The 23,599-nt window shown below is 70.7% G+C and carries 17 protein-coding genes and 3 pseudogenes; 6 read left to right on the top strand and 14 right to left on the bottom strand.

Going from position 1 to position 23,599, the window contains the following annotated elements:
• The first annotated feature begins 2 nt into the window (after positions 1-2).
• The 6 genes and pseudogenes from OO67_RS25370 to OO67_RS37145 all read left to right on the top strand — a co-directional run.
• Positions 3-563: a GTP-binding protein gene (locus OO67_RS25370; RefSeq protein ID WP_033303727.1), complete on the top strand. Its 561-nt coding sequence runs from the start codon at positions 3-5 to the stop codon at positions 561-563.
• 12 nt (positions 564-575) lie between these two features.
• Positions 576-1,952 carry a cytochrome P450 family protein gene (locus tag OO67_RS25375; RefSeq protein ID WP_033303728.1) on the top strand — a complete coding sequence of 459 codons (1,377 nt, stop codon included), beginning with the start codon at positions 576-578 and terminating at the stop codon, positions 1,950-1,952.
• A gap of 92 nt (positions 1,953-2,044) precedes the next feature.
• Positions 2,045-3,292 carry a cytochrome P450 gene (locus OO67_RS25380; protein WP_033303729.1) on the top strand — a complete coding sequence of 416 codons (1,248 nt, stop codon included), beginning with the start codon at positions 2,045-2,047 and terminating at the stop codon, positions 3,290-3,292.
• A complete protein-coding gene (locus OO67_RS25385; protein ID WP_033303730.1) occupies positions 3,289-4,062 on the top strand; it encodes an enoyl-CoA hydratase/isomerase family protein in 774 nt (257 codons plus the stop codon). Before OO67_RS25380 ends, OO67_RS25385 begins: the two co-directional genes overlap by 4 nt.
• A 194-nt stretch (positions 4,063-4,256) precedes the next feature.
• Positions 4,257-4,655: pseudogene (locus OO67_RS37140) on the top strand (acetate--CoA ligase family protein); the annotation flags it as partial.
• Between the two features lie 225 nt (positions 4,656-4,880).
• Positions 4,881-5,065 (top strand): annotated as a pseudogene (locus OO67_RS37145) (MFS transporter); the annotation flags it as partial.
• 104 nt (positions 5,066-5,169) lie between these two features.
• Here OO67_RS37145 and OO67_RS25395 read toward each other — a convergent pair.
• From OO67_RS25395 to OO67_RS25455, 14 genes and pseudogenes are all read right to left on the bottom strand, one after another.
• Positions 5,170-6,246, bottom strand: coding sequence for a sugar phosphate isomerase/epimerase family protein (locus OO67_RS25395; protein ID WP_033303732.1), 1,077 nt, complete (start codon positions 6,244-6,246; stop codon positions 5,170-5,172).
• A gap of 41 nt (positions 6,247-6,287) precedes the next feature.
• Positions 6,288-7,679: an alkaline phosphatase family protein gene (locus tag OO67_RS25400; protein ID WP_033303733.1), complete on the bottom strand. Its 1,392-nt coding sequence runs from the start codon at positions 7,677-7,679 to the stop codon at positions 6,288-6,290.
• The gene (gene eboE, locus OO67_RS25405; RefSeq protein ID WP_033303734.1) at positions 7,676-8,851 is read right to left on the bottom strand and encodes a metabolite traffic protein EboE; all 1,176 of its coding nucleotides are present in this window, start codon (positions 8,849-8,851) and stop codon (positions 7,676-7,678) included. The genes OO67_RS25400 and eboE overlap by 4 nt, the downstream gene beginning before the upstream one ends.
• A 3-nt stretch (positions 8,852-8,854) precedes the next feature.
• On the bottom strand, positions 8,855-9,703 hold the full coding sequence (locus OO67_RS25410) for a TatD family hydrolase (protein WP_033303735.1): 849 nt from the start codon (positions 9,701-9,703) through the stop codon (positions 8,855-8,857).
• Entirely contained in the window at positions 9,703-10,332 is a 630-nt protein-coding gene (locus tag OO67_RS25415; RefSeq protein WP_033303737.1) for an EboA domain-containing protein, read from the bottom strand. Before OO67_RS25415 ends, OO67_RS25410 begins: the two co-directional genes overlap by 1 nt.
• Positions 10,326-11,189, bottom strand: a complete 864-nt coding sequence (locus OO67_RS25420) for a sugar phosphate isomerase/epimerase family protein (protein ID WP_033303738.1) — start codon at positions 11,187-11,189, stop codon at positions 10,326-10,328. The genes OO67_RS25415 and OO67_RS25420 overlap by 7 nt, the downstream gene beginning before the upstream one ends.
• Positions 11,186-12,313 (bottom strand): SCO3242 family prenyltransferase, encoded by a 1,128-nt coding sequence (locus OO67_RS25425; protein ID WP_244300323.1) that lies wholly within the window; start codon positions 12,311-12,313, stop codon positions 11,186-11,188. The genes OO67_RS25420 and OO67_RS25425 overlap by 4 nt, the downstream gene beginning before the upstream one ends.
• A gap of 23 nt (positions 12,314-12,336) precedes the next feature.
• On the bottom strand, positions 12,337-13,494 hold the full coding sequence (locus tag OO67_RS40120; RefSeq protein ID WP_244300328.1) for an inositol-3-phosphate synthase: 1,158 nt from the start codon (positions 13,492-13,494) through the stop codon (positions 12,337-12,339).
• Between the two features lie 84 nt (positions 13,495-13,578).
• Positions 13,579-17,124, bottom strand: a pseudogene (locus tag OO67_RS25430) (ThuA domain-containing protein); the annotation flags it as partial.
• Between the two features lie 325 nt (positions 17,125-17,449).
• A complete protein-coding gene (locus tag OO67_RS25435) occupies positions 17,450-18,454 on the bottom strand; it encodes a sugar phosphate isomerase/epimerase family protein (protein ID WP_033303742.1) in 1,005 nt (334 codons plus the stop codon).
• Positions 18,455-18,466: 12 nt separating this feature from the next.
• Entirely contained in the window at positions 18,467-19,687 is a 1,221-nt protein-coding gene (locus OO67_RS25440; RefSeq protein WP_033303744.1) for a Gfo/Idh/MocA family protein, read from the bottom strand.
• Positions 19,688-19,734: 47 nt separating this feature from the next.
• Entirely contained in the window at positions 19,735-20,772 is a 1,038-nt protein-coding gene (locus tag OO67_RS25445) for a substrate-binding domain-containing protein (RefSeq protein ID WP_033303745.1), read from the bottom strand.
• A gap of 70 nt (positions 20,773-20,842) precedes the next feature.
• A complete protein-coding gene (locus tag OO67_RS25450) occupies positions 20,843-21,895 on the bottom strand; it encodes an ABC transporter permease (RefSeq protein ID WP_033303747.1) in 1,053 nt (350 codons plus the stop codon).
• Positions 21,892-23,415 (bottom strand): sugar ABC transporter ATP-binding protein, encoded by a 1,524-nt coding sequence (locus OO67_RS25455; protein WP_078598278.1) that lies wholly within the window; start codon positions 23,413-23,415, stop codon positions 21,892-21,894. Before OO67_RS25455 ends, OO67_RS25450 begins: the two co-directional genes overlap by 4 nt.
• Positions 23,416-23,599 lie beyond the last annotated feature (184 nt).

Raw genomic sequence — 23,599 nt, forward strand, 5'->3', positions numbered from 1 at the left:
GCGTGTACCTGGATCCAGACGTTTCCCACGCGGTGAAGATCCTCATAGTCGGGCACTTCGGAGTCGGTAAGACCACGTGCATCGGCAGTCTCTCCGAGATCGAGCCGCTGCGGACCGAAGAGGAGATCACCGAGGCCAGTGAGGGATTCGACGACCTGTCGGGCACACCTCACAAGAAGACCACCACCGTGGCCATGGACTTCGGCCGCCTCACCCTCAGCGACTCGCTGGTCCTCTACCTCTTCGGAACGCCCGGGCAGGAACGTTTCAAGGAAATGTGGGAGGAACTGTCGCGGGGCGCTCTGGGAGCGCTGGTCCTCGTGGACCCCGAGCGCCTGCACGAGTCCTTCCCCGTCCTCGACCTGGTCGAGAGCTTCGGCCTGACGTACGCCATCGGCGTCAACCACTTCGAGGGGACGACGGAATATCCGCTCGACGAAGTCCGCGAGGCGTTGAACCTGACCGCTGACACGCCCGTCGCCAGGTGCGACGTCCGCGACGAAAGAACCTCGGCGCAGGCCCTCATCACCCTCGTCGAACATCTCATGTCCCAACTGGGCTAGGAGCACCGCACCATGCAGCAGCCGCTTGACCCGCAGGAGATACCTCCCGGGTGCCCCGCGCACCAGAACGTCCGGCTGTACGGCCCCTCGTTCGGAGCCGACCCCGACGGCCACTACGCACATCTGCGCTCGTTCGGCATGAGCGCACCCGTCGACATCGCCCCGGATGTGGAGGTCGAGCTGGTCACCAGCTACGACGCGGCCCTCTACGTCCTGCAGAACCCCGCGTCCTTCGTCCGGGACTCCCGCCGCTGGAAGGCGCTGAACGAAGGCCGCGTCCCGGCCGACAGCCCGGCCCTGCCGATGATGAGCTACCGCCCCAACGCCCTGTTCAGCGACGGTGCCGCCCATGCCCGGCTGCGCCAGGCGGTCACCGACAGCCTCGCCACGATCAACGAGCTCCAGCTCGTGAGGCAGACACAGCAGTCCGCCGACTACCTGATCAGCCGCTTCGGTTCCGAGCCCCGCGGCCACGCGGAGCTGATGGCGGAGTACGCCCAGCCGCTGCCGCTGCTGGTCTTCAGCGACCTCTTCGGCTGTCCCCCGGAGATCGGTGACCGGGTGATCGCTGGCATCAGCGGCATCTTCGAGGGGACCCCGGGCGCCGACGAGGTGCTGGGCGGCGCACTCACCGAGCTGATCGCACTCAAACGGCGCCGCCCCGCCGACGACCTGACGACACGCCTGATGGAGCACCAGGCCCAGTTGAGCGACGAGGAGGTGCTGCACCAGCTCGTTACCCTCCTCTCCGGAGGCACCGCTCCTCTCACCGCCACGATCGGCAGCAGCAGCGCGCTGTACCTGGGTGAGGAATGGCAGTCCGGGCTACCGGTCGAGGACGCGGTCGCGCAGAGCCTCTGGAACTACGCTCCGATCGCCAACTACGCGGCTCACTACCCGGTCGTTGACGTCGAACTGGGTGGCAGGGTCCTGCGGGCCGACAACCCCGTGCTGATCTCCTTCGCAGCGGCCAACACCGATCCCAAACTGACCGAGCACCGCCGGCAGCTCAGTGCCAAGGCCCATCTCGCCTTCGGTGCGGGCCCGCACGCGTGCCCCGCCAAGGACCCGGCGTTCATGATCGCGGTCACCGCGGTCGAGACCCTGCTCAACCGACTGCCGGACATCGAGATGCGCGTTCCGTTCAGGACCCTCTCCTGGGTGCCGAGTCCGTGGAGCCGCTCGCTGGTGACCCTCCCTGTCCGCTTCAGCCCGCAGGCCGCGCCGTCGGCCGCCCCCAGCCCAGCGCAGACGGGCGCCGCGTCCCAGCAGGGCGCACCCGCAGGGCAGCCCTCCGGATCTCACGGTTCCCAGCCGCAGGGCGCCGCTGCGCCGCAGCACAAGGGGGGTCTCTTCAGCCGATTCCTGGCATGGACGAGAGGGGAGTGATTTTTGTTACCCCCTGATGCCCCTGTGTTATTGGATGCTTCAACGATCTTGTGGGTATGCATGGCGGCTGGTTCTAGAAAGGAGCCACCATCATGGGAGTCACCACAACTCCGTCGTCCGACCGCAGGGCGTCCGCTTCCCTCTTCTCTCGGCTGAGGACGGCAGGGGGGCAGGCCGACCCCTTCCCGATATACGAGGAGCTGCGGTCGAGGGGCGAGGTCAGTCCGGCTCCGTGGGGTGGCTCGCTCGTGACGAGCTTCGCCGTCTGCGATCAGGTACTTCGCAGCCGCGACTGGCTGGAACCCGACAAGCGCTGGCGCGAGCGGCAGGGGTCGGGCACGCGCTGGAACGCCTCCTCCTCGCAGGAGATGAGCAACACGCTGGCCGCGCTCAACCCTCCCGACCACACGCGGGCCCGCCGGGCGGCGGGCTCGTTCGACCGGGCCGCGGTGCAACGGATCGGCCGGTCGGTGAGCCGGACGGCCGATCAGCTCCTCGACAGCCTGGCGGAGCGGTTGCGGGAGGGGGAGGCGGACTTCGCGGCGCTCGTCGGCGAGGAGTTGCCGGTCGCCGCCATCGGCGACTGGCTCGGGCTGCCCGCTGCCGACTGGACCCGTCTGCGGGAGCTGACGCACGACCAGGTCTTCACCCAGGAACTGCTTCCGTCGGCGAGCCAGCTGGCAGCGTCGGACGCGGCCACGGCCGAACTGCGTGTCTACTTCATGGACCTGGTGAAGGACCGGCGCGCCCGGCCCGGTGAGGATCCGGTGTCGCGCTGGATAGCGTCCTGGGACTCCATGGAACCCGACCGCGACAAGGCCGACGAAGCCGTCTACTTCCTGGTTCTGTTCGTCCTCCTTGCCGCCCTGGAAACCACCGCCACCCTGCTGACGACCATGACGCTCCTCCTCGTCGAGCACCCGGCGCGCTGGAACCTGGTCGCGGACAGCCCCGACATGGTCCCCGCGTTCGTGGAGGAGACACTGCGCTACGACCCGCCCACCCACGTCATCAGCAGGGTCGCCGCCGCGGACCGCGTCCTGGGCGGAATGGAGATACGCAAGGACGAGATGGTGCACCTCATGGTGGGGGCCGCCCATCGGGACCCGGCGAAACACAAGGATCCCGACGTGTTCGACCCCCTGCGCCCGCCCGCCCACCTCGCCTTCAGCGGCGGGATCCACTACTGTCTCGGGGCGCCGCTGGCCCGGCTGGAGGCCCAGACCCTCCTCCGTCAGCTCGTCCGTCGTCTACCCCGTCTCACTCTCGTACGCCGCCCGACGATGGCCCCCAGGGTCGCGTTCCGGCGCCCTCTGAACCTGGACGTCGCTCTCGCATGAACGAAACCGCCGGTACGCTCACCAGCTCCTCCCGCAAGGCGATACGCGTCGAGGAGGACGGCCCCGTACTCCATGTCCGGCTCAACCCCTGGGGCCAGGAGGACACCCTCGACAGCGCCGTCCTCGACGATCTCCGCCTCCTGCTCGACGACCTGCACGACCGCCCTGACGTCCGCATCCTGACCCTCTCGTCCATGGGCACGGACTTCTGCCTCGGAGCCGACCGCAACGAGTACCAGGCGGCGCTCACCGCGGATCCCACCGGTTCCGCGCTGCGACGCATCGCGGACAAGGCCCAGCGGCTGTGTCAGGCCCTGGAGAACACCCACGCCGTCACCATCGCCAGGCTGCACGGCCGGGTGGTCGGTGCCGGTCTGGCGCTCGCCTCGTTCTGCGACCTGCGCGTGGGCGCGGACACCTGCCGATTCCGCATGCCCGAGGTCGGCATCGGACTTCCCCCTGCCTGGGGAGGGGCGATGGGCCGCCTCGTCTCCGAGGCCGGCGCCGCCAGGATCCGCGAACTCATGCTGACCTGCGACGTGTTCGACGCCGACACCGCTCACCGGCTCGGTCTCCTCCACAGAACCGCCCCGCTCGACCGGCTGGACGAGGCTGTCAACGCCTGGACGAGACCCCTCGCCCGGCGCTCCCCCGAAGCCCTCGTACTGACCAAGCGCATGCTGGCAGGCTACGCGCGGGCGGACCGAACGGCGGACACCTCCCTGCTCGACTCCCACCTGCTGACCGCCCACGTCGACCAGCACCGATGACGGGCTCGTCCGCCCATCTCACCGCCCTGGCCCTGGCTGCCACGGGCCGTGGCGGTCACGGCGGAGGCCAGAAGGAGCGTGCGGCTACGGCATGAGGTGGTGGTGCGGGAAGTTGCCCGGCAGCCTCTCCTCCGCGGGACCGTCGGTCACGGCCCGGACGAGCGGTTCCCGCGCCAGGAAGCCCTGAAGCCTCCGAAGGACTCAGGGGGTTCATCCCGCCGTTCGGCGCGGCCGGCAACCCGATCGACATCACGGGCGGTGAGCCACCGTCGACGTACGAGGCGACGATCCGGCTCGGGATGGAGGATCCGCGGATCCACGCTCTGGTTCTGGGCTACTGGCACACGATCGTCACTCCGCCGACGGTCTTCGCGGAGCTGACCGCCCGGGTCGTGGAGGAGTTCCGGGCCCGTGGGATCGAGAAGCCCGTGGTGGCCTCGCCGGCGGGTGAGACGGAGGTCGAGGAGGCATGCGCCTACCTGTTCGAGCGGGGTGTCGTCGCCTAGCCCTGCACCACGGAGCGGCCGGTCGCGGTGCTCGGCGCGAAGTACCGGTGGGCCAGGGCCGCAGGACTGCTGGGCGGTGACCGATGACTTGATGACGACGGCTCGAACCACGGGGTCTGCGGCGGACCGCTCAGCGGCAGGCCCCGGTGCGAAGTGAGAACGGGCAGGGGGCGCCGGCCAGACTTCTTCCACGCAAGGGTTCGATCTACATGGCGACGACCGACTTCTCGACTTCCGTCCCCTACAGGGGAGGGCACGGACGAAAGCGGCCGGACCTACCGGCTTGGCGAGAACGACATCGACATCGACATCGCGGGCATGGTGTACGCCACCTGCGTCAGCAGTACCCGGAGCGCAGGGGCGGCAAGGCGGGCTTCGTCAACGGCGGTTTCGCCTACGGTTCGGTGCCGTTCGTCCTCATCTTCACCGGGTTCATGGACATCACCAACGTCACGTGGGTCATGGCCTCGGTGGGCGTCTTCCTCGCCGCCCTCTTGAAGGCGGGCCCGGCCCCGATACGGGAGACCGACTGATCGCGCACCGCGGCACACGTGTGGGGCCCGGTTCCTGGAACCGGGCCCCACGCGCGTGACCTCAGGCCTCAGTCCCCGCAGCGGCCCTGGCGGAGCGAGTGCAGGTGCTCGCTGGACTTGCGGGCGAAGGCGAGGGATTCGACCGGGTTGTCGTGCTCGGTCTGCCAGTGGTGGTAGGTGCGGCCTCGGTGCGTGCGTGCCGTGACCCGGCTCAGGAAGTTCTTGTAGTCGATGTCCCCGTCGCCGACGTCCGTCATCCGGTAGCCGTCGCGGACGGAGTCGTCACGCGTGCCGTCCTTGACGTGGAAGAGGGGGTAGCGGTCGGGCTGCTTGAGCACGTAGTCGATGGGGTTGAAGGGCGCGGGGGTGCCGTCCACCCGCTTGCCGAAGCGGAACTGGGCGCAGAACGCCCAGTAGATGTCCATCTCGAGGTAGACCAGGTCGGGGTCGGTCTCGGCGAGCAGGACGTCGTAGAGGCGCACCTTCGGCTTGTCGGTGGCGAAGGAGAACTCCTCCGCGTGGTTGTGCTGGTAGAACTTCATACCGCGCTTGCGGGCGGCTGCACCGTAGGTGTTGAAGTCCTCTGCGGCCCGCTTCCAGCCGTCCACCGTGGAGCCGTAGCGGAAGGGCCCGGAGGCCGTGCCGATGTGCTTGAGGCCGAGGGCCTCCGCCTCGTCGAGGACCTTGGTGAGGTTCTGCGCGAAGGAGTAGGCGCCGGGGTTGTTGTCGTCGTAGTAGTTGACGTGGCTGCCGATGGGGTTGAGGCCGTGGTCCTTGGCCAGCCTCTTCAGCTGGGCGAGTGTGATGGCGCCGGCCGAGCCCTGGGTGTATCCCGCGAACTCGATCTCGTCGTAACCGTACTTCTCGAGCTCGGCGAAGACCGGGGCGAACCCGAGGGTGGAGACCTTGTCGCGGAGGCTGTAGAGCTGGATGCCGAGACGGCCGGGAGGCAGCACCGCACGGCCCTTGCCGTGGCCGTGTCCGTGTCCGTGGCCGTGTCCGTGGCCGTGTCCGCTGTGCGGGCCCGCCGCCTGGGCGGTGGCGCCACTGAGGAGGGTCGCGGCGGTGGCTCCCGCGGCGACGCCCAGGACGTTACGGCGGCTGAGTCTGCGCGCGAGCTCGGGGTCCTTCGGGGTGCGGCTCATGATCACGAATCTCCCTGTGAACGTGCGGACGGGGCGGATTGTCAGTGCAGTCCTGCAAGCTGGAGCAGTAGGGACTTCACTTCGGTGGCCTGGACACGGCCGGTGAAGGCGTGGGGGGTGGAGCAGAGGATGAGCGGACCTTCGTCGTCGCTCGTGGGCAGGCGGCCATGGCTGCCGCGGATAGGTGAGGGGTCCAGGGGGACGACCGCCATGCGGTAGCGCATCCCCAGTTTCTTGCGGGCGACCGCTGAGACGGCCTTGACCCGGACATAGGGGTCCTGGGGGTCCATGAAGAGCTCCACGGGGTCGTAGCCCGGTTTGCGGTGGATCTCGACGAGCTGCGCGAAGTCGGGGGCGCGGTCGTCGTCGAGCCAGTAGTAGTACGTGAACCAGGCGTCCTTCTCCGCGACGGCGACGAGCTCGCCGGAGCGGGGATGGTCCAGGTGGTGGGCCTTCTTGCCCTCGTCGTCGAGGAGCTGCTCGATGCCGGGCAGGTCCGCGAGGACCTCCCGCGTCGCTTCGAGGTCCTCGGGCCTGCGTACGTAGACGTGGGCGAGCTGGTGGTCGGCGACCGCGAAGGCACGGGAGGCCATCGGGTCGAGGTACTCCATGCCGTCCTGGGTGTGGACCTCCAGCAGGCCCGCGCGGCGCAGGGCACGGTTGATGTCGACCGGCCGGTCGACGCGGGTGATGCCGTACTCGGAGAGGGCGACGACCGTCCGGCCGCCTGCCCTGGCGTCGTCGAGCAGGGGAGCCACGGCGCGGTCGAGATCGGCCGCGGCCCGGTGGGAGCGGGGGTCGTCGGGGCCGTAGCGCTGGAGGTCGTAGTCGAGGTGCGGGAGGTAACAGAGGGCGAGGTCGGGGGTGCGGGTGGCGAGGATGTGACGTGTGGCGTCGATGATCCACTGCGAGGAGACGAGGTCCGCGCCGGGGCCCCAGAAATGGAAGAGGGGGAAGGTGCCGAGCTTCTCGGTGAGTTCGTCGTGCAGCGCGGGGGGCCTGGTGTAGCAGTCGGGTTCCTTGCGGCCGTCGGCGTAGTACACGGGGCGGGGGGTGACGGTCCAGTCGGTGTCCGCGCCCATCGCGTACCACCAGCAGATGTTGGCGACGGTGTAGCCGGGGTGGGCGCGTCGGGCGGCGTCCCAGAGCTTGTCCCCCTCGACGAGCCCGTTGTGCTGGCGCCACAGGAGGACGTCGCCCAGCTCTCGGAAGTACCAGCCGTTGGCGACGATGCCGTGTTCGGCGGGGGTGGTGCCGGTGAGGAACGTCGACTGGGCCGCGCAGGTGACGGCGGGCAGGACGGTGGAGAGGGGTGCCTGCGCGCCGGTCCCCGCCATGGCCCGCAGGTTCGGCATGTGCTGGAGCAGCTGAGGGGTGAGGCCGACGACGTCGAGGACGAGGAGTGGGGTGGGGCGCGTGCCGGGGACGCTCAAGGGAGCTCCTTCAGTCCGAGGTCGACGAGGAGGTCACGGGCGAGGGTGAGTTCGGCGGCGATGCCGTCGGCGAGCTGGGTGCGGGTACGAGGCCGCAGCTCGGCGGGGAGCGCCTGCCAGGTGTACGTCTCGACCTCCAGGTGCCGGGTGAGGGGCGCGGGTCCGCCGACGAGCCGGGACAGTACGGACCGGAGTACCGGGAGGGTCGAGGTGAGCGGAGGCGCGGGGGGTGCGTGGAGCGGGACGTGGAAGTGGGAGCGCCAGGGTGTGCTGTCGGGGAGCACACCGCCGGACACCGCCTCGTCGAGGTCGTCCGTGCCGCGAAGCCCCGAGGCGGTGAGCGTGCGTGTCTGGTGCAGGAAGCGGGGCTCGGTGAAGGCGCCCAGCGCGGCGCGCACTTCGGGCAGGTGCGGGTGTTCGGCGTGCAGCGCCGCGGAGAGCTGGGCCTTGACGACGGGGACCCCGGCCGTGTGCAGGGCGTCGAGCGCGGTGTCCGGGTCCTCGAAGGAGGTGGCGAGGTGGCAGGTGTCGACGCAGATGCCGATGCGGTCGTGTCCCACGGCGGTGAGCGGGCCGATGGCGTCGGCGGTCGTCTCCACGGTGCAGCCCGGTTCGGGTTCCAGGCCGATCCTGATGGCCTTGCCGGTCAGCTCGGCAAGGGCGTCGAGCCGCTGCGCGAGTGTGGTGAGTGCTTTCCGCGCCGTGCCGGCTGCCGTGGGGTCCTCGGCGAACGGGGTACGCCAGGCGATGGGCAGGGTCGAGATGGTGCCGTCGGTGACGTCGTCGGGGAGCAGACCGGCGAGCAGCCGGGCCAGGTCGGTGGTGTGGGCGAGCCGCTCGGGATCGGTCCAGTCCGGTGTGTACACACGGTACTTGACCTCCTTGGCCCCGAAGCCCTCGTACGGGAAGCCGTTGAGGGTGACCACTTCCAGGCCGCGGTGGTCGAGCTCGGCGCGCAGCGAGCGCAGCGCGGCCGGGTCGTTGATCAGGGCGCCGGCGGCGTCCCTGGCGAGCCACAGACCGATGCCGAGCCGGTCCCGGCCGAGCCGTCTGCGTACGGGTTCGCAGTGGTCGCGCAGCTGGGCACGGACTCCTTCGAGGGTCTCGGCGGGGTGCACGTTCGTGCAGTACGCGAGGTGGACGGTGGAGCCGTCGGGGTGGCGGAAGCGCATCGTTCACTCCCCGCCGCGGAGGATGGAGTTGCCCTCGTGGAGGGTGCCTGGGGCCGCGATGTCGAGCTGGAGCCGTCCGCTCTGTCCGTAGAAGGCGACGGGGTTGCGCCAGAGGACCTTGTCGACGTCGTCCTCGTCGAATCCGGCCTTCAGCATCGTGTCGGCCACTTTGCGGGTCTTCAGGGGGTCGCTCTTTCCCCAGTCGGCGGCCGAGTTGACGAGGATCCTGTCGGTGCCGTAGCCCCGCAGAACCGTGATCATGCGGACCTCGTCCATCTTGGTGTCCGGGTATATGGAGAATCCGGCCCAGCAGCCGCTGTCGAGGGCGTCCTTCACGGTCGTCTCGTTGAGGTGGTCGAGCAGGACCAGCTCGGGGGCGAGGCCGGATTCGCGGACGACGTCGATGGTGCGGTGCAGACCGGCCAGCTTGTCGCGGTGCGGTGTGTGGACGAGCGCGGGAAGACCGTGCGCGGCGGCGAGTTGCAGCTGGGTGGCGAACGCGGTGTCCTCGGCGGGGGTCATCGAGTCGTAGCCGATCTCGCCGACGGCGACGACGGAGTCCTTGACGAGGTAGCGGGGCAGGGCGTCCAGGACGGGGGCGCAGCGGGGGTCGTTCGCCTCCTTGGGGTTCAGGGCGATCGTGCAGTGGTGGGCGATGCCGTACTGGGACGCGCGGAAGGGTTCCCAGCCGAGGAGGGCGTCGAAGTAGTCGAAGAAGCTGGCGGGCGAGGTCCGGGGCTGGCCGAGCCAGAAGGAGGGTTCGACGAGGGCGCGGACCCCGGCGTCGTACATCGCCTGGTAGTCGTCCGTGGTGCGGGAGCTCATGTGGATGTGGGGGTCGAAGATCCTCATCAGGACTCCTCCGTGGAGGTGGGGGCGGGGGCCGGGGCCGTGAGGTCGAGGACGGTCCGCAGACCGGCGGGCACGGCTCGCCCCGCCGCGGTGCGTTCGGCTGCGAAGTCGCTCAGCATGCGGGCGAGTTCGGCGTCGTCGCGGGCCCGTTCACCGAGTCGGTCCAGGGCCTCGACCGGGACCTCCGTGAAGAGGCACTTGAGGACGGCGTGCCGCCAGCCGTGCGCGTCGAGGTGGGCCGCGCCGTACGGGCCGACAGCCGCGGCGACCAGCCGGGTGTCGTTGGTGCGCAGGGCGTCCTCGACCAGTGGAAGTGCGGTGGCGCCGAGGTCGAGCCGGTGCAGGGTGAGAAGGACGGCGCGGCGTTCGGCGGCGGTGCCCTGCTCATAGAGCCTGGTCACGGCGGGCAGCCCCGCACGGGCTTCGACGAGCAGCAGCGCCCGTACGGAATCGGCGTTCTCGAGTCCGCAGTGCCTTCCCGCCGATGCGAAGCGCAGCTCCCAGGGCGGGTTGCCGCTGTCCGCGCCGGGGTGTGCCGCGGCGTGCGCGGCCTCGGCGAGCGCTTCGTCGAGCCAGGCCCTGGCCGCCCCCCTGAGCCGGTCGTCCAGTTCTTCGCGGCTGATCAGCACGGTGCGGCTCCGTCGGTCGTCCCGGTGGCCCGGCGCAGGAAGTCGATGGACGTGCGGGCGAGTTCGGGACCCGCGTGCGAGTGCCGGGGCAGTTCGACGACGGTGAGGCCGGCGTACCCGCTGGAGGCGAGCGCTTCGAGCACCGGCGGGAAGTCGATCTCGCCGTCACCGAACGGCAGGTGTTCGTGGATCCCGCGTCGCATGTCCTCGATCTGGACGTGCCGCAGCCAGGGGGCGGCCTCCTTCACGCAGTCGACGGGCGAGGCGGGCTCCAGGCACTGGCAGTGGCCTATGTCGAGGGTGAGGCCGAGAGGGCCCGGGTCACCGAGGAGGGTGCGCAGGTGGTGGAAGTCGGCGAGCGTGGCGAGGAGGTGGCCGGGTTCCGGTTCGACGGCGAGGGGGATGCCGGCGCGGTCGGAGGCCTCCAGTACGGGGGCGAGGGCGCCGGTGAGCCGCTGCCACGCGGTCTCCGTGGTGGTCTCCGGCGGGGTGATGCCGCTGAAGCAGTGCACGGCGTGGGCTCCGAGGTCGGCGGCCACGTCGACGGCCCGGACCAGGAGTGCGGCGCGGGCCGCGCGGGCGTCCGGGTCGGGGTCGAGGAGGGAGGGGCCGTGCTTGCGCCTCGGGTCGAGGACGTAGCGCGCGCCGGTCTCGACGGTGACGCCCAGGCCCAGTCCGGTGAGTCTGCGGGCCACCTGCCGGGTGCGGGCGGCGAGGTCGGGGGCCATCGGGTCCAGGTGCATGTGGTCGAGGGTCAGTCCGACCCCGTCGTAGCCGAGGTCGGCGAGGAGGCCGAGGGCGTCGTCCAGCCTGAGGTCGGTCAGTCCGTTGGTGCCGTAGCCGAGGCGGAGGGTCATGTGGCGCTCACCTTCCGGGCGAGCGCGCGGGCGAGGGGCACGAGCCCCATCACCGCGAGCCCGTCGACGGGGGCCCCGGCCCTGGCCGTCAGCGCGGCCTGCAGGGGGATCATCGCCCTGATACCGCCTCCGACGGCGCGCTGGGTGAGGGGCGGGGAGGGGTTGAGGGCCGCGTGGAGGAGGGGGACGGCCGAGGTGTGGAGGTAGGCGGCGGTGAACGCGGGAAGCAGCAGCCGTACGGCGGGAGCGCGGTAGGGCTCCCCCGTCCCCGGCCGGACGCGCAGGAGCGCGGCGCCGATTCCGGCGACACCGGCCAGTGCCGCCATCGGCGCGGCGGTCGACCCGCCCTGCACCTCGTGCCGGGAGACGGCGGTCACGGCGTAGGTGTGGGCACCGAGCGCGAGCGCCGCGGGGAGCGCGGCGGACGGGGCGGGCGCGGTGGCGGACCGGGCGGGCGAGGCGGACGGGGCGGGCGAGGCGGACGGGGCGGGCGCGGTGGCGGACCGGGTGGGCGCGGTGGCGGACCGGGTGGGCGAGGCCGCCCCTCCCCTGCCGGGCTGTGCCGACATCGTTGCCACCGTCGCGGTCGCGCCGAGCATCAGGTCCAAGGTGCGGGCCGTGGCCATGGCGGCCGGTCCCAGCTGGGTGTGCTTGAGGCGCAGGTCGTAGGCCCAGACGGTGGCCGCCAGTCCGGATGCCACCGCCAGCGCCGGGCGGCCCGCGCGGGAGGCCAGGGCCAGGCCCGCCCCCGTCAGGACGGCCGCTGCGGCCAGGGCGGCCCCCGGGGTGACACGGCCCGAGGGGATCGGGCGGTGCGGGCGGTCGACGGCGTCCTCCTCCCGGTCGGCCCAGTCGTTGAGTGCCATGCCCGCCTCGTAGAGGCACAGCGACGCGCCGACCGCGAGTGCCGTGCCCCGGCCGGGCCGACGGCCCGCGGCGGCCGCGCCGGCGAGCGCGTCGCCCGGCACGGTGACCAGCGCGGACACGCGCAGCAGCTCGGCCCAGGCACGGAGGCGCGCGCGGGTCGCGGGCCTGTCCGGTGCGGGCGCAGTCCCGCCCGCACCGGACAGGCTGTAGGGGGGCGCCGCCGGGCGGGCGCCGAGCAGCCGCGGGGAGCCGATCACCGCCGCGAGCAACCGCAGCGGCCTCACCGTGCGGCCCGCAGGCGCGCGGCGAAGGCCAGCAGGGCCGCGTACTGTTCGGGGAGCGCGGCGGGGCCGCCGTCCGGGTCCTTGAAGTAGAAGCCGAGTTCGGGCCGTGGTCCCGTCATGCCCCTCTCGTGGGCACGGGCCAGCAGCCTGGCCAGGTCCAGGATCAGCGGTGCGGCGAGAGCGGAGTCGCAGCCCTGCCAGATCGTCTGGAGGATCATCCGCGAGCCGAGGAATCCGTCGAAGGCTATGTGGTCCCAAGCCGTCTTCCAGTCCCCCATCGCAGGTACGTCGTCGATGTGGACCTCGCCCTCCGGGGCCGCCCCGAGCGTGTCGGCGAGTACGCGTTCCTTGCCCGCGTTCTTGGCCGCCGCCGCTGCCGGGTCGGCCAGCGCCGCCCCGTCCCCGCCGCCCAGCAGGTTCGTGCCCGACCAGGCCCGCACCGGCAGCGCGCGCTGGACGAACATCGGTGCGAGCACGGAGCGGAGCAGTGTCTGACCCGTCTTGCCGTCGCGTCCTGCGTGGGGAAGTCCGCAGGATTCGACGGTCTCCCGGAGGTGCGGGCTGTGCATCCCTGTGGAGGGGGTGAAGTTGACGTACGGACAGCCGGCGCGGAGCGCTGCCGCCGCGTAGAGGGAGCTGGCGGGCAGTCGGGAGTCGTCCTCGCCGGGGGCGGGTTCGGTGGACGCGACGTTGATGACGACCGTACGGGCCAGTCCGTGACGACGGGCGAAGCCCTCGATGTCGGCTGCGAAGGCGGCGACGAGCTCCTGATCGGTGCGGGTGTCGCCGGGGAGCGGCCCGCCGGGCCGTATCTCCGCGTCGGCTGCGGTGAGTTCCGCCTCGACGGCCGAGGGCAGCCCGTAGGGGAGCACTCCTCCCGCCGCGAGGGCCTCCGCCCGCTTGGGCAGGGGACAGTCGAGGGTGTCGTGGCCGCCGAAGACGAGGGTGGTCAGCGGCGGCAGCCCGCTGTCGGCGAAGGGTGGTGTCTCGGTGACCATGCCGGTCGGCGGGTGGAGCCCTGCCGCGATGGCCGCGCACCCCGCGGTGGCGGTGGTGGCGACGGAGCCGCGTGCTCCGATGAACCAGACTCCGGTACGAACGGCATGTGCGGTCACTGGCTGCCTCCCTGGGGGGATGAAGAGGGGGTGGTGCACGGCGGGGGGGGGGGGGGGAAGCCCCCCCCCCCCCCCCCGGGGGGGGGGGGGGGCGCCCCCCCCCCCCCCCCCCCCCCCCCCCCCCCCCTGGACCTTGATCTCGTAGCTGTTCCACTGCCCGGGCGGCCGCAGAACCCGGTCACGCGCCTTGATGTCGGCGGACTTGAAGGTGTAGACGGCGCCGGTCGTGCGGTCCGCCGCGTCGGTGGCGTCGATCTGGACCTCGTAGCCCTTGTTCACCGCGGACCACGGGTCGTCCGACTCGGGGAAGCCGACGAAGACACCTGAGTTGTCGTCACCCGCCATCTTCCAGTCGAGCTTCAGCGAGTACGCCTTCAGCTCCTTGGCCTGGTAGGTCAGCAGGCCCATGCCGCCCTCGGAGCGCAGCTCACCGTCGGCCACGGCGAACTTCCCGGGGCCGGCCTGCTTCCAGCCCTCGAGCGTCTTGCCGTTGAAGATCGACCGGTAGCCGGTGTCCGGCTTGCAGTTGGCCTTCACCTGCCCGGAGGCGTAGCGCAGACCGCCCAGCAGGTGCTGGCGGAAGGCGGGTTCGGCGTAGGACTCCTTGGTGTGGCCGAGGCCGGTGTAGAAGGAGCGTCCGCCCTGGTACGCCTGGCACCAGGCGATCGGGTGGTCGCCCTTCATGGTGCCGCCGGTGTACGTGGTCTCGTCCAGCGTGGCGAGGACCTGGGCCTTGTCCCGCGGGTTGGTGCGGTAGTTGTACCACTCGTCGGTACGGTCCCAGGCCTCGTCCAGGTGCGCGGTCGCCGGGTGGTCGTGGTTCTCCACGCGGACGGTCGCGGGCTGGATCTGCGGGTGCGAGTCGAAGTAGGCCCCGACGAGTCCGCCGTAGAACTCCCAGTCGTACTCGGTGTCGGCCGCGGCGTGCACACCCATGTAACCGCCGCCGGTGGACACGAAGTTCTCGAACGCCTTCTTCTGTTCGGCGTTCAGGATGTCGCCGGTCGTGGACAGGAAGACGACGGCGTCGTAGCGCGCCAGGTTACTGGTCGTGAACTGGCCGGCCTCCTCGGTGGAGTCGACCGTGATGTTGGTGTCCTTGCCCAGTTCCTTCAGCGCGGTGATCCCTGCGGGGATCGAGTCGTGCCGGAAGCCGCCGGTCTTGGAGAAGACGAGGACGCGCTTCGCGGTCCGGTCGACCGGGCTGTTCGAGAGCTCGAAGTCGTCCACGTCGTACAGGGCTCCCGCTCCGCCCTTGAAGACCAGGAAGAGTTCCGTGGCCTTCTTCGGGGCACCGCGCAGCGGCACGTCGATGTCCTGGAAGGTGTCCCAGCTGCCGGTCACCGGGACGGGCGCGGAGCCGAGGATCTTGCCGGTGGGCGATCCGGCCCGCACTTCGAGGAAGCCTCCCGCTCCCGCCGAGGAGGTGCGGGCGGTGAGCTTGGTGGAGCCGTCGAGGATGTAGGGGGTGAAGGAGATCCAGTCGTCGTTGTCGATGTCGCCGACGGTCCTGCCACCGTGGGCGGTGGTCTTGCTCGGCGTGGTGACGCCGGAGGAGTCGTCGAAGTGCTCGGCCTGACGGTGGCGCGGCTGGAGCTTCGCCCCGTCACGGCCGGTCAGTGCGGCCTGTCCGCCGCCGCCACCGTCGGTGTAGGACGCCGAGATCCCGCCGTAGATGTTGGCGTTCGGGTCGTGTCCGCCCTCCATGGCGGTCTTGATGGTGCCCTCGCAGCCGTGCTCGGTGGTGATGTCGTGGCCGTGGCTGTCATGGCCCAGGGTGAACTTGACCTCGACCTTGGTGCAGTCGATGGTGCCGTCCTCCGGGTCGGTGACGGTCACCTTGAACGGCACCTCGTCACCGAACTCGAACAGCTGTCCGTCGGACGGGAACTGCATGTCGACCACGGGCGCGGTGTTGCCCACGGTCACGTGCACGCTCGCCGAACCGGTGCGGCCCGTCGGGTCCTCGGCGGTCACGGTGGCGACGTAGGTGCCGTTCTTCTTGTACGTGTACGTGGGGTTGGCGGCCGTGGACGTACCGCCGTCCCCGAAGTCCCAGGCGTACGTCAGGGCGTCGCCGTCACCGTCGGCCGTCCCGGCCGAGGAGAACTTCACCTTGAGCGGGGCGACGCCGGACGTCTTGTTCGAGGAGGCCTCGGCGATGGGTGAGCGTCCGCCCGTGGCGTTCTCGATGCGGTACAGCGCCGAGTGCTCGTCGCCTCCGAACCAGGAGAGGCCGTAGTCGAGGACGTACAGCGCGCCGTCGGGCCCGAACGCCATGTCCATCACCTGGGTCCCGGTCCACGGGATGTCGTCGATGGACTGGACGGCACCGTCGGCGTCCTGCTCGACGCGCTTGATCCACTGCCGGCCGAACTCTCCGGCGAAGAAGTCGCCGTCGTACTCCTCGGGGAACTTCACCGGCGAGTCGAGATCGGCGTCGTAGCGGTAGACGGGCCCGCCCATGGGGGACTCGGAACCGGTGCCGAACTCGGGTACGGACGCACCGTCGTACGGGATCCAGGCGGCCTCGGACGGCGGCAGGTCGACCAGGCCGGTGTTGTGCCGCGACTCGTTCTTCGGGGCGGCGCAGTCGAAGGCCGGCCCGGAGGTCTTGGTCGCGAAGTCGTAGTCGCGGTACGGGTCGTTGGCCCCGGTGCAGTACGGCCAGCCGAAGTTTCCGGGCTTCGTCACCCGGGCGAACTCCACCTGTCCGGCAGGCCCGCGGTTCGGGTCCGCCGCGCCGGCGTCCGGGCCGTAGTCCCCCACGTAGAGGATGCCGGTCGCCTTGTCGACGCTGAAGCGGAACGGGTTGCGGAAGCCCATCGCGTAGATCTCGGGACGGGTCTTCTCCGTGCCGGGCTCGAAGAGGTTGCCCTCGGGCACGGTGTACGAGCCGTCGTCGGCGACCTTGATCCGCAGGACCTTGCCACGCAGGTCGTTGGTGTTGCCGGAGGTGCGGCGGGCGTCGAACGCCGGGTTCCGGTCGGGCCGGTCGTCGAGCGGGGAGAATCCGTCCGAGGAGAACGGATTGGAGTCGTCACCCGTCGAGAGGTAGAGGTTGCCGGCCGCGTCGAAGTCGATGTCTCCGCCGACGTGGCAGCACATGCCGCGCGTGGCGGGGATGTCGAGGACCTTCTTCTCGCTGGCGTTGTCGAGGGTGCCGTCCTCGTTGAGCACGAAGCGGGAGAGCCGGTTCACACCGTCGAACTTCGCGAAGTCGGCAGCGGTGCCGTTCTCCGGGGCATCGCCGGCGGGCGTGTCCAGCGGGGGCGCGTAGTAGAGGTAGATCGCCCGGTTCTCCGCGAAGCCCGGGTCGATCCCGACCCCTTGGAGGCCTTCCTCGTCGTGCGAGTAGACGGGGATGGTGCCGGAGACCCGCGTGTTGCCGGCACTGTCGGTGATCCGCAGCTCGCCGCCCCGCGAGGTGTGCAGCACGCTGCGGTCGGGGAGCACCGCCAGCGAGATGGGTTCGCCGGTCTCGGCCGCACCCTTGGCGAGGGTGACCTGCTGGAAGTCCTCGGCGGCGTCCTGGGCGGCCGTGGCTGCCTTGACGTCGGCGGTGGCGGCGGGCGAGGAGCCCAGCGTGAGGGTTGCGGCGGCGAGAAGTCCGCCGGTGAAGAGGGCGAGTGTCTTTCGGGCGCGGAGCCGTCTGCTGCTTCTGTGCACGTGCGTCCTCCGGAGTGTGCCGGTTGTTCGGGCGGGTGCGTTCTGCCGTTCCGCGCGGGGACTGCCGCGCTCGTCAACGGGGTTGTGGGGCCCCGGTGACGCGAGTCATGTCGTGTACACGTATGGGACGGTAGCTGTGTTCGTCCGGTACGGAAAGCCCTTGCGCAGGTGCTGAGTTGAACTTTTACCCATGGGTGGACAAAGGGGCGTACGGGCAGGCGGGACCGCCCCGGGGCGCCTGCCCTGCGGGGTTGTTCCCCTGTCGCCGTCCCAGGGCCGGGGGCTCCGCCCCGGGGGCGGGGCCCCCGGGGCCCGGGGGCCCTGACTAGTCGGCCCCTCCGAACGCCGCGTCGAACGACGCGCTCGGCGGGTCGAAGTCGAACCGCTTCAGCGAGGCCAGCGCCTCGGGCGCCCCGGTCAGCCGGTCCATGCCCGCGTCCTCCCACTCCACGGAGACCGGCCCCTGGTAACCGATGGACCGCAGCATCCGGAAGACGTCCTCCCACGGCACGTCTCCGTGCCCCGCCGAGACGAAGTCCCAGCCACGCCGTGGATCGCCCCACGGCAGATGGGAGCCGAGGCGTCCGTTGCGGCCGTCGAGACGTTTCCGGGCCTCCTTGCAGTCCACGTGGTAGATGCGGTCCCGGAAGTCGTACAGGAAACCGACCGGGTCGAGGTCCTGCCACACGAAGTGGCTCGGGTCGAAGTTCAGCCCGAAAGCGGGCCGGTGGCCCACGGCCTCCAGGGCCCGGTGCGTGGTCCAGTAGTCGTACGCGATCTCGCTCGGGTGGACCTCGTGGGCGAAGCGCACACCCTCGGCGTCGAAGACGTCCAGGATCGGGTTCCACCGCTCGGCGAAGTCCTCGTAGCCCCGCTCGATCATGTGCGGCGGGACCGGCGGGAACATGGCGACCAGGTGCCAGATCGACGACCCGGTGAAGCCGATGACCGTGTCGACCCCGAAGGCGGCCGCCGCGCGGGCGGTGTTCTTGATCTCCTCGGCCGCCCTCCGGCGTACGCCTTCGGGCTCCCCGTCCCCCCAGATCCGTGCGGGCAGGATGCCCTGGTGGCGCTCGTCGATCGGGCTGTCGCAGACGGCCTGGCCGACCAGGTGGTTGGAGACCGCCCAGCACTTCAGACCGTACTTGTCGAGCAGCTGACGCCGGCCGTCGAGGTAGCCGGGATCCGACAGGGCCTTGTCGACCTCGAAGTGGTCGCCCCAGCAGGCGAGTTCGAGCCCGTCGTAGCCGAAGTCCCGGGCCAGCCGGCAGACCTCCTCCAGGGGCAGGTCGGCCCACTGGCCGGTGAAGAGGGTGAAGGGACGGGGCATGCGCGTAACCTCCTAGAGGAGAACCGGGGTGTGTACGGAGTTCTTGGCGGCGCTCTCCTCGACAGCGGCGAGGACCCGCTGCACCTGGAGCCCGTCGGCGAACGAGGGGACGGGAGGGCGCCCTTCGACGATCGTGCGCACCACGTCACGGGCCTGGTGGACGAAGGTGTGCTCGTACCCCAGTCCGTGGCCCGGCGGCCACCACGCCTCCAGATAGGGGTGCTGGGGTTCGGTGACGAGGATCCGGCGGAAACCCGCGCTGGTGGCGGGTTCGGTGTGGTCGTGGAAGGAGAGTTCGTTGAGCCGTTCCAGGTCGAAGGCGATCGAGCCCAGCTCTCCGTTGATCTCCAGCCGCAGGGCGTTCTTGCGGCCCGCCGCCATCCTGGTCGCCTCGAAGGAGGCGAGCGCCCCCGATGCCAGCCGCCCGGTGAACAGGGTCGCGTCGTCGACGGTGACCACCCCCCGTGCGGTACCGTCCGCGGCACCCGAGAGTCCGGCGGCAGCTCCGGCGAGCACGGGCCTCTCGCGTACGAAGGTCTCGCTCACCGCCGACACCCCGACCAGTGGCTCCCCGGCGAGGTACTGGGCGAGGTCGACGATGTGTGCCCCGAGGTCACCCAGCGCGCCGGATCCCGCACGTTCACGCTCGAGCCGCCAGGTGAGCGGCGATTCGGGGTCGACGAGCCAGTCCTGGAGATAGGTGGCCCGCACGTGCCGCAGGGCCCCCAGCCTCCCCTCCTCGATCAGCGTGCGGGCGTAGGTGAGGGCCGGCACCTTGCGGTAGTTGAAGCCCACGATCGCCACCTGCCCGCGTGCGGCAGCCCGCTCCGCGGCCTCCACCATGGCCTCCGCCTCGGCGACCGTGTTGGCGAGCGGCTTCTCGCACAACACGTGCTTGCCCGCCTCCAGAGCGGCGATGGCGATCTCCGCATGGCTGTCGCCGGGGGTGCAGATGTCGACCAGCTGCACGTCGTCCCTGGCGATCAGGGCACGCCAGTCGGTCTCCGCCGCAGCCCACCCGTGGCGGGCCGCGGCGGCCTCGACGGCCGTACGGTCGCGTCCGCAGATCGCGGCGAGAGCGGGTCTCACCGGCAGGTCGAAGACGTGTCCCGCGGTGCGCCACCCCTGGGAGTGGGCGGCGCCCATGAACGCGTATCCGACCATGCCGACGCCGAGCGTCGCCGTCGGCGGCGGTGCCTCGGTCACCTGCTCCGTTTCTTCCCTACGGGCCATGCGGGCTTCCTCCTCGTCGGTGGTTCGGTGGCGGCGGCGGTGCTGGATCAGCTGAAGCCCGTCGGCAGGTACTGGTCGATGTTCTCCTTCGTCACCACGGCCGAGTAGAGGGTCAGCGAGGTCGGGATCTCCATCTCCGAGAGACCGGAGATGCCCTTGCTCTGGCCGAGGGCGCGCGCCAGGTCGATCGCGGAGGCGGCCATCGTGGGCGGGTAGAGCACGGTGGCCTTCAGCACGCTGTTGTCGGCCTTGATGGCATCCATGGCGGACTTGGCGCCCGCTCCGCCGACCATGATGAACTCGTCGCGGCCGGCCTGCTGGATGGCCCGCAGCGCGCCGACGCCCTGGTCGTCGTCGTGGTTCCACAGGGCGTCGAACTGCTTCTGCGCCTGGAGGAGCTGCGCCATCTTCGCCTGGCCCGACTCCACGGTGAAGTCGGCGGCCTGACGGGCCACCAGCTCGATGTTGGAGTAGTTCTTCAGCGCGTCGGCGAAGCCCTGGCTGCGCTGCTTGGTGAGTTCCAGGTTGTCGATGCCGGCGAGCTCGACGACCTTGGCGCCGGCCTTGTCCTTGAGCTGCTCACCGATGTAGTGCCCGGCGTTGAGGCCCATGCCGTAGTTGTCACCGCCGACCCAGCAGCGGTAGGCCTGCGGTGAGGCGAAGATGCGGTCCAGGTTGACGACCGGGATACCGGCCTTCATGGCTTCCAGGCCGACCTGGGTGAGCGCCTTGCCGTCGGCGGGGAGGACGACGAGCACGTCGACCTTCTTGTTGATGAGGGTCTTGACCTGGCCGATCTGGGCGGCGGTGTCGTTGGAGCCCTCGGTGATCTCCAGGGTCACCTCGGAGTACTTCTCGGCCCGCGACTTGGCCTGCACGTTGATGGCGTTGAGCCATCCGTGGTCGGCCTGGGGCCCCGCGAAGCCGATGGTGACGGGCGTGCCCGGCTTGTCGTCGGCGGCGGGCTGGTTGTTCTGCGCGGTCGCCTTCTCCTTGGGCTCGTTGCTGGTACAAGCGGTGAGGAAGGCTCCCGCGGAGACGGCCGCGGTGCCGAAGAGCAGTCCTCTGCGGCTGGTTTCTGGCATGGCTGTCGAACCCTTCATCCGATGTCGTGCATGACGGAACTGCGGGTGGGCCGGCGGTGAAGCGGAGGGGTCAGGTCTCGCCGTTGCGGAGCGTGCGGCGCTGGACCAGGACGGCGGCGACGATGATGGCGCCCTTGGCGATCTGCTGGACGTCGCTCTGCAGGTTGTTCAGCGCGAAGATGTTGGTGATCGTGGTGAAGATGAGGACCCCGAGCACGGAGCCGACGATGGTGCCCCGGCCCCCGCTCAGGAGGGTGCCTCCGATGATCGCGGCGGCGATGGCGTCGAGTTCGTACAGATTGCCGTTGGTGTTCTGGCCGGAGCCCGACAGGATGATCAGCATGAAGGCGGCGATGCCGCAGCACAGCCCGGAGAGCAGGTAGAGGTAGAGCCGCTGGCGTCGTACGTCGATGCCGGCGAGCCTGGCCGCCTCCGCGTTGCCGCCGATGGCGACCGTGCGCCGTCCGAACGTCGTCCTGTTCAGGATCAGCCAGCCGACGACGGTGACCGCGGCGAAGACCAGGACCAGGGGCGGGATGCCCAGCACGTAGGCGTCGGGCAGGCCCAGGTCGAGGACCGACTGGACGGTGACGATCTGTGTCTTGCCGTCGGTGATCTGCAGGGCCAGCCCGCGGGCCGAGGCGAGCATGGCAAGCGTGGCGATGAAGGGGACCAGACGCCCGTAGGCGATGAGGACGCCGTTGACGAGCCCGGCGGCGAGTCCGACGATCACGGCGGTGAAGAGGATGCCCGCGAAGCCGAAGTCCTGGGTGGCGAGCGTGGTCGCCCAGACCGAGGCGAGGGCCACCATCGCGCCGACCGACAGGTCGATGCCGCCGCCGATGATGACCAGGGTCACGCCGACGGTGACGACGCCGATGACGGAGGACTGCGTCAGGATCAGCTGGAGGTTCCCGGTGTCCAGGAACGCGTCGGGTTCGGTGAGGCCACCGACGAGTGCCAGCACGGCCAGTACGCCGAGCAACGACAGGTTACGGACGTCGATGCGCAGGCCGAGTGCGCGCGGGCGACCGCCCGGCTTCGAGGGCGGCGCGGGGGCGGGGCCGGACACGGTCCCCTTCTCCGGCCCGTGGTGCTGCGCCGACGGTGCGGGCTGTGTCATGACGTCGGGCTCCCTTCCATGACGAGGTCGAGGACACGGTGCTCGTCGAGCTCCCTGGCGTCGGCCGTGTGCACGACACGGCCCTCCCGGAGGACCAGCACCCGGTCGGCGAGGCCCAGCACTTCGGGCACTTCGCTGGAGACGAGCAGAACGGCGAGGCCTTCGTCGGCCAGCCGGCGGATCACGGCGTAGAGCTCGGCGCGGGCGCCGACGTCGACGCCGCGGGTGGGTTCGTCGAGCAGCAGGACCCGGCATCCCCGCAGCAGCCAGCGGGCCAGGACCGCCTTCTGCTGGTTGCCGCCGGAGAGGGTGCGGACAGCTGCGTCGGGGTTGTCGGGCCGCAGGGAGAGTTCGCGGGTCGCGGTCCTGGCGGCCTCTCGCTCGGTGCCCCGGTCGATCCAGCCGGCGCGGGCGAAGCGGGACAGGGAGGAGACCGACACGTTGCGGGTGACCGATTCCGTCAACAGCAGTGCCTGCGCCTTGCGTTCCTCCGGTGCCAGGCCGATTCCGGCGGCCACGGCGGCCCGGACGCTGCCGGGGCGCAAGGGTGTGCCGCCGACGAGGACGCGGCCCGCGGTCGGCTTGCGGGCACCGTAGACGGTCTCCAGGATCTCGGAGCGTCCCGAGCCGACGAGTCCGGCCAGGCCGACGATCTCACCGGGCCTCAGCTCCAGGTCGACGGGTTCGAACTCGCCCTTGCGGCACAGTCCTTCGACCTTCAGCACGGGTTCGGCCGCGGAGCGGCCCCCGGGGACGGGCCGCTCCGGGAAGACGTACTCGACGTTGCGGCCGGTCATCATGGCAACGATGTCGCGCGTGGGGGTGGACTTGGCGGGGAGGCCGACGGCGACGGCCCTGCCGTCCTTGAGCACGGTCACCCGGTCGCCGATGCGGCGGATCTCCTCCAGCCGGTGCGAGATGTAGACGACGGCCACCCCGTCGGCGGTGAGCCCGTCGACGATGCGGAAGAGGTTGTCGACCTCGTCGGGGTCCAGCGCCGCGGACGGCTCGTCCATGACGATGAGCCGTACGTCGTGGGAGAGCGCCCGGGCCATGGAGACGATCTGCTGGTGGGCGGCGGAGAGGTCGCCGACCAGGCGCGCCGGGTCTATCTCCGGGTGCCCGAGGCGTTTCAGGAGAGCGGCGGCCCCGGTGCGGGCCTCCCGGGTCCGGACGACGAAGCCCGCGCTGGTCGGTTCGTGTCCGAGGAAGACGTTCTCCGCGACCGACAAACCCTCCACCAGGTCGAGTTCCTGGTAGATGGTGGCGATTCCCAGGCGCATCGCCGTGATCGGCGAGGAGAGCTGGACCGGTTCGCCGCACCAGGTGATGGCGCCGCCGTCGGGCTGGTGGGCTCCGGCCAGCACCTTGATGAGGGTGGACTTGCCGGCGCCGTTCTGGCCGAGGAGGCAGTGCACTTCACCGGCGAGCACCTCCAGGTCCACGCCGTCGAGGGCGCGTACACCGGGGAACGACTTGGTGATGCCGGACATCGTGAGCAGGGGTGGTTCTGGTGCCATGACGGATCCCCTCGGCGAACGAGGTCTCCCCTGCTCGGGCGAGGCCGAGAGCTCGGGGTAGGCCGGTGAGCGGGCAGGGCGCAGTGCCGGCGGTGCCGTACTGCGGACGGAACTGCTGGGTGGTGGTGCTGTGCTCGTGCTGTGCGGTCCTGCGGGCGGAGCTCGGAACAGGCTGCTTACGGAT

The organism is Streptomyces atroolivaceus (assembly GCF_000717025.1).
Taxonomy (GTDB): domain Bacteria; phylum Actinomycetota; class Actinomycetes; order Streptomycetales; family Streptomycetaceae; genus Streptomyces; species Streptomyces atroolivaceus.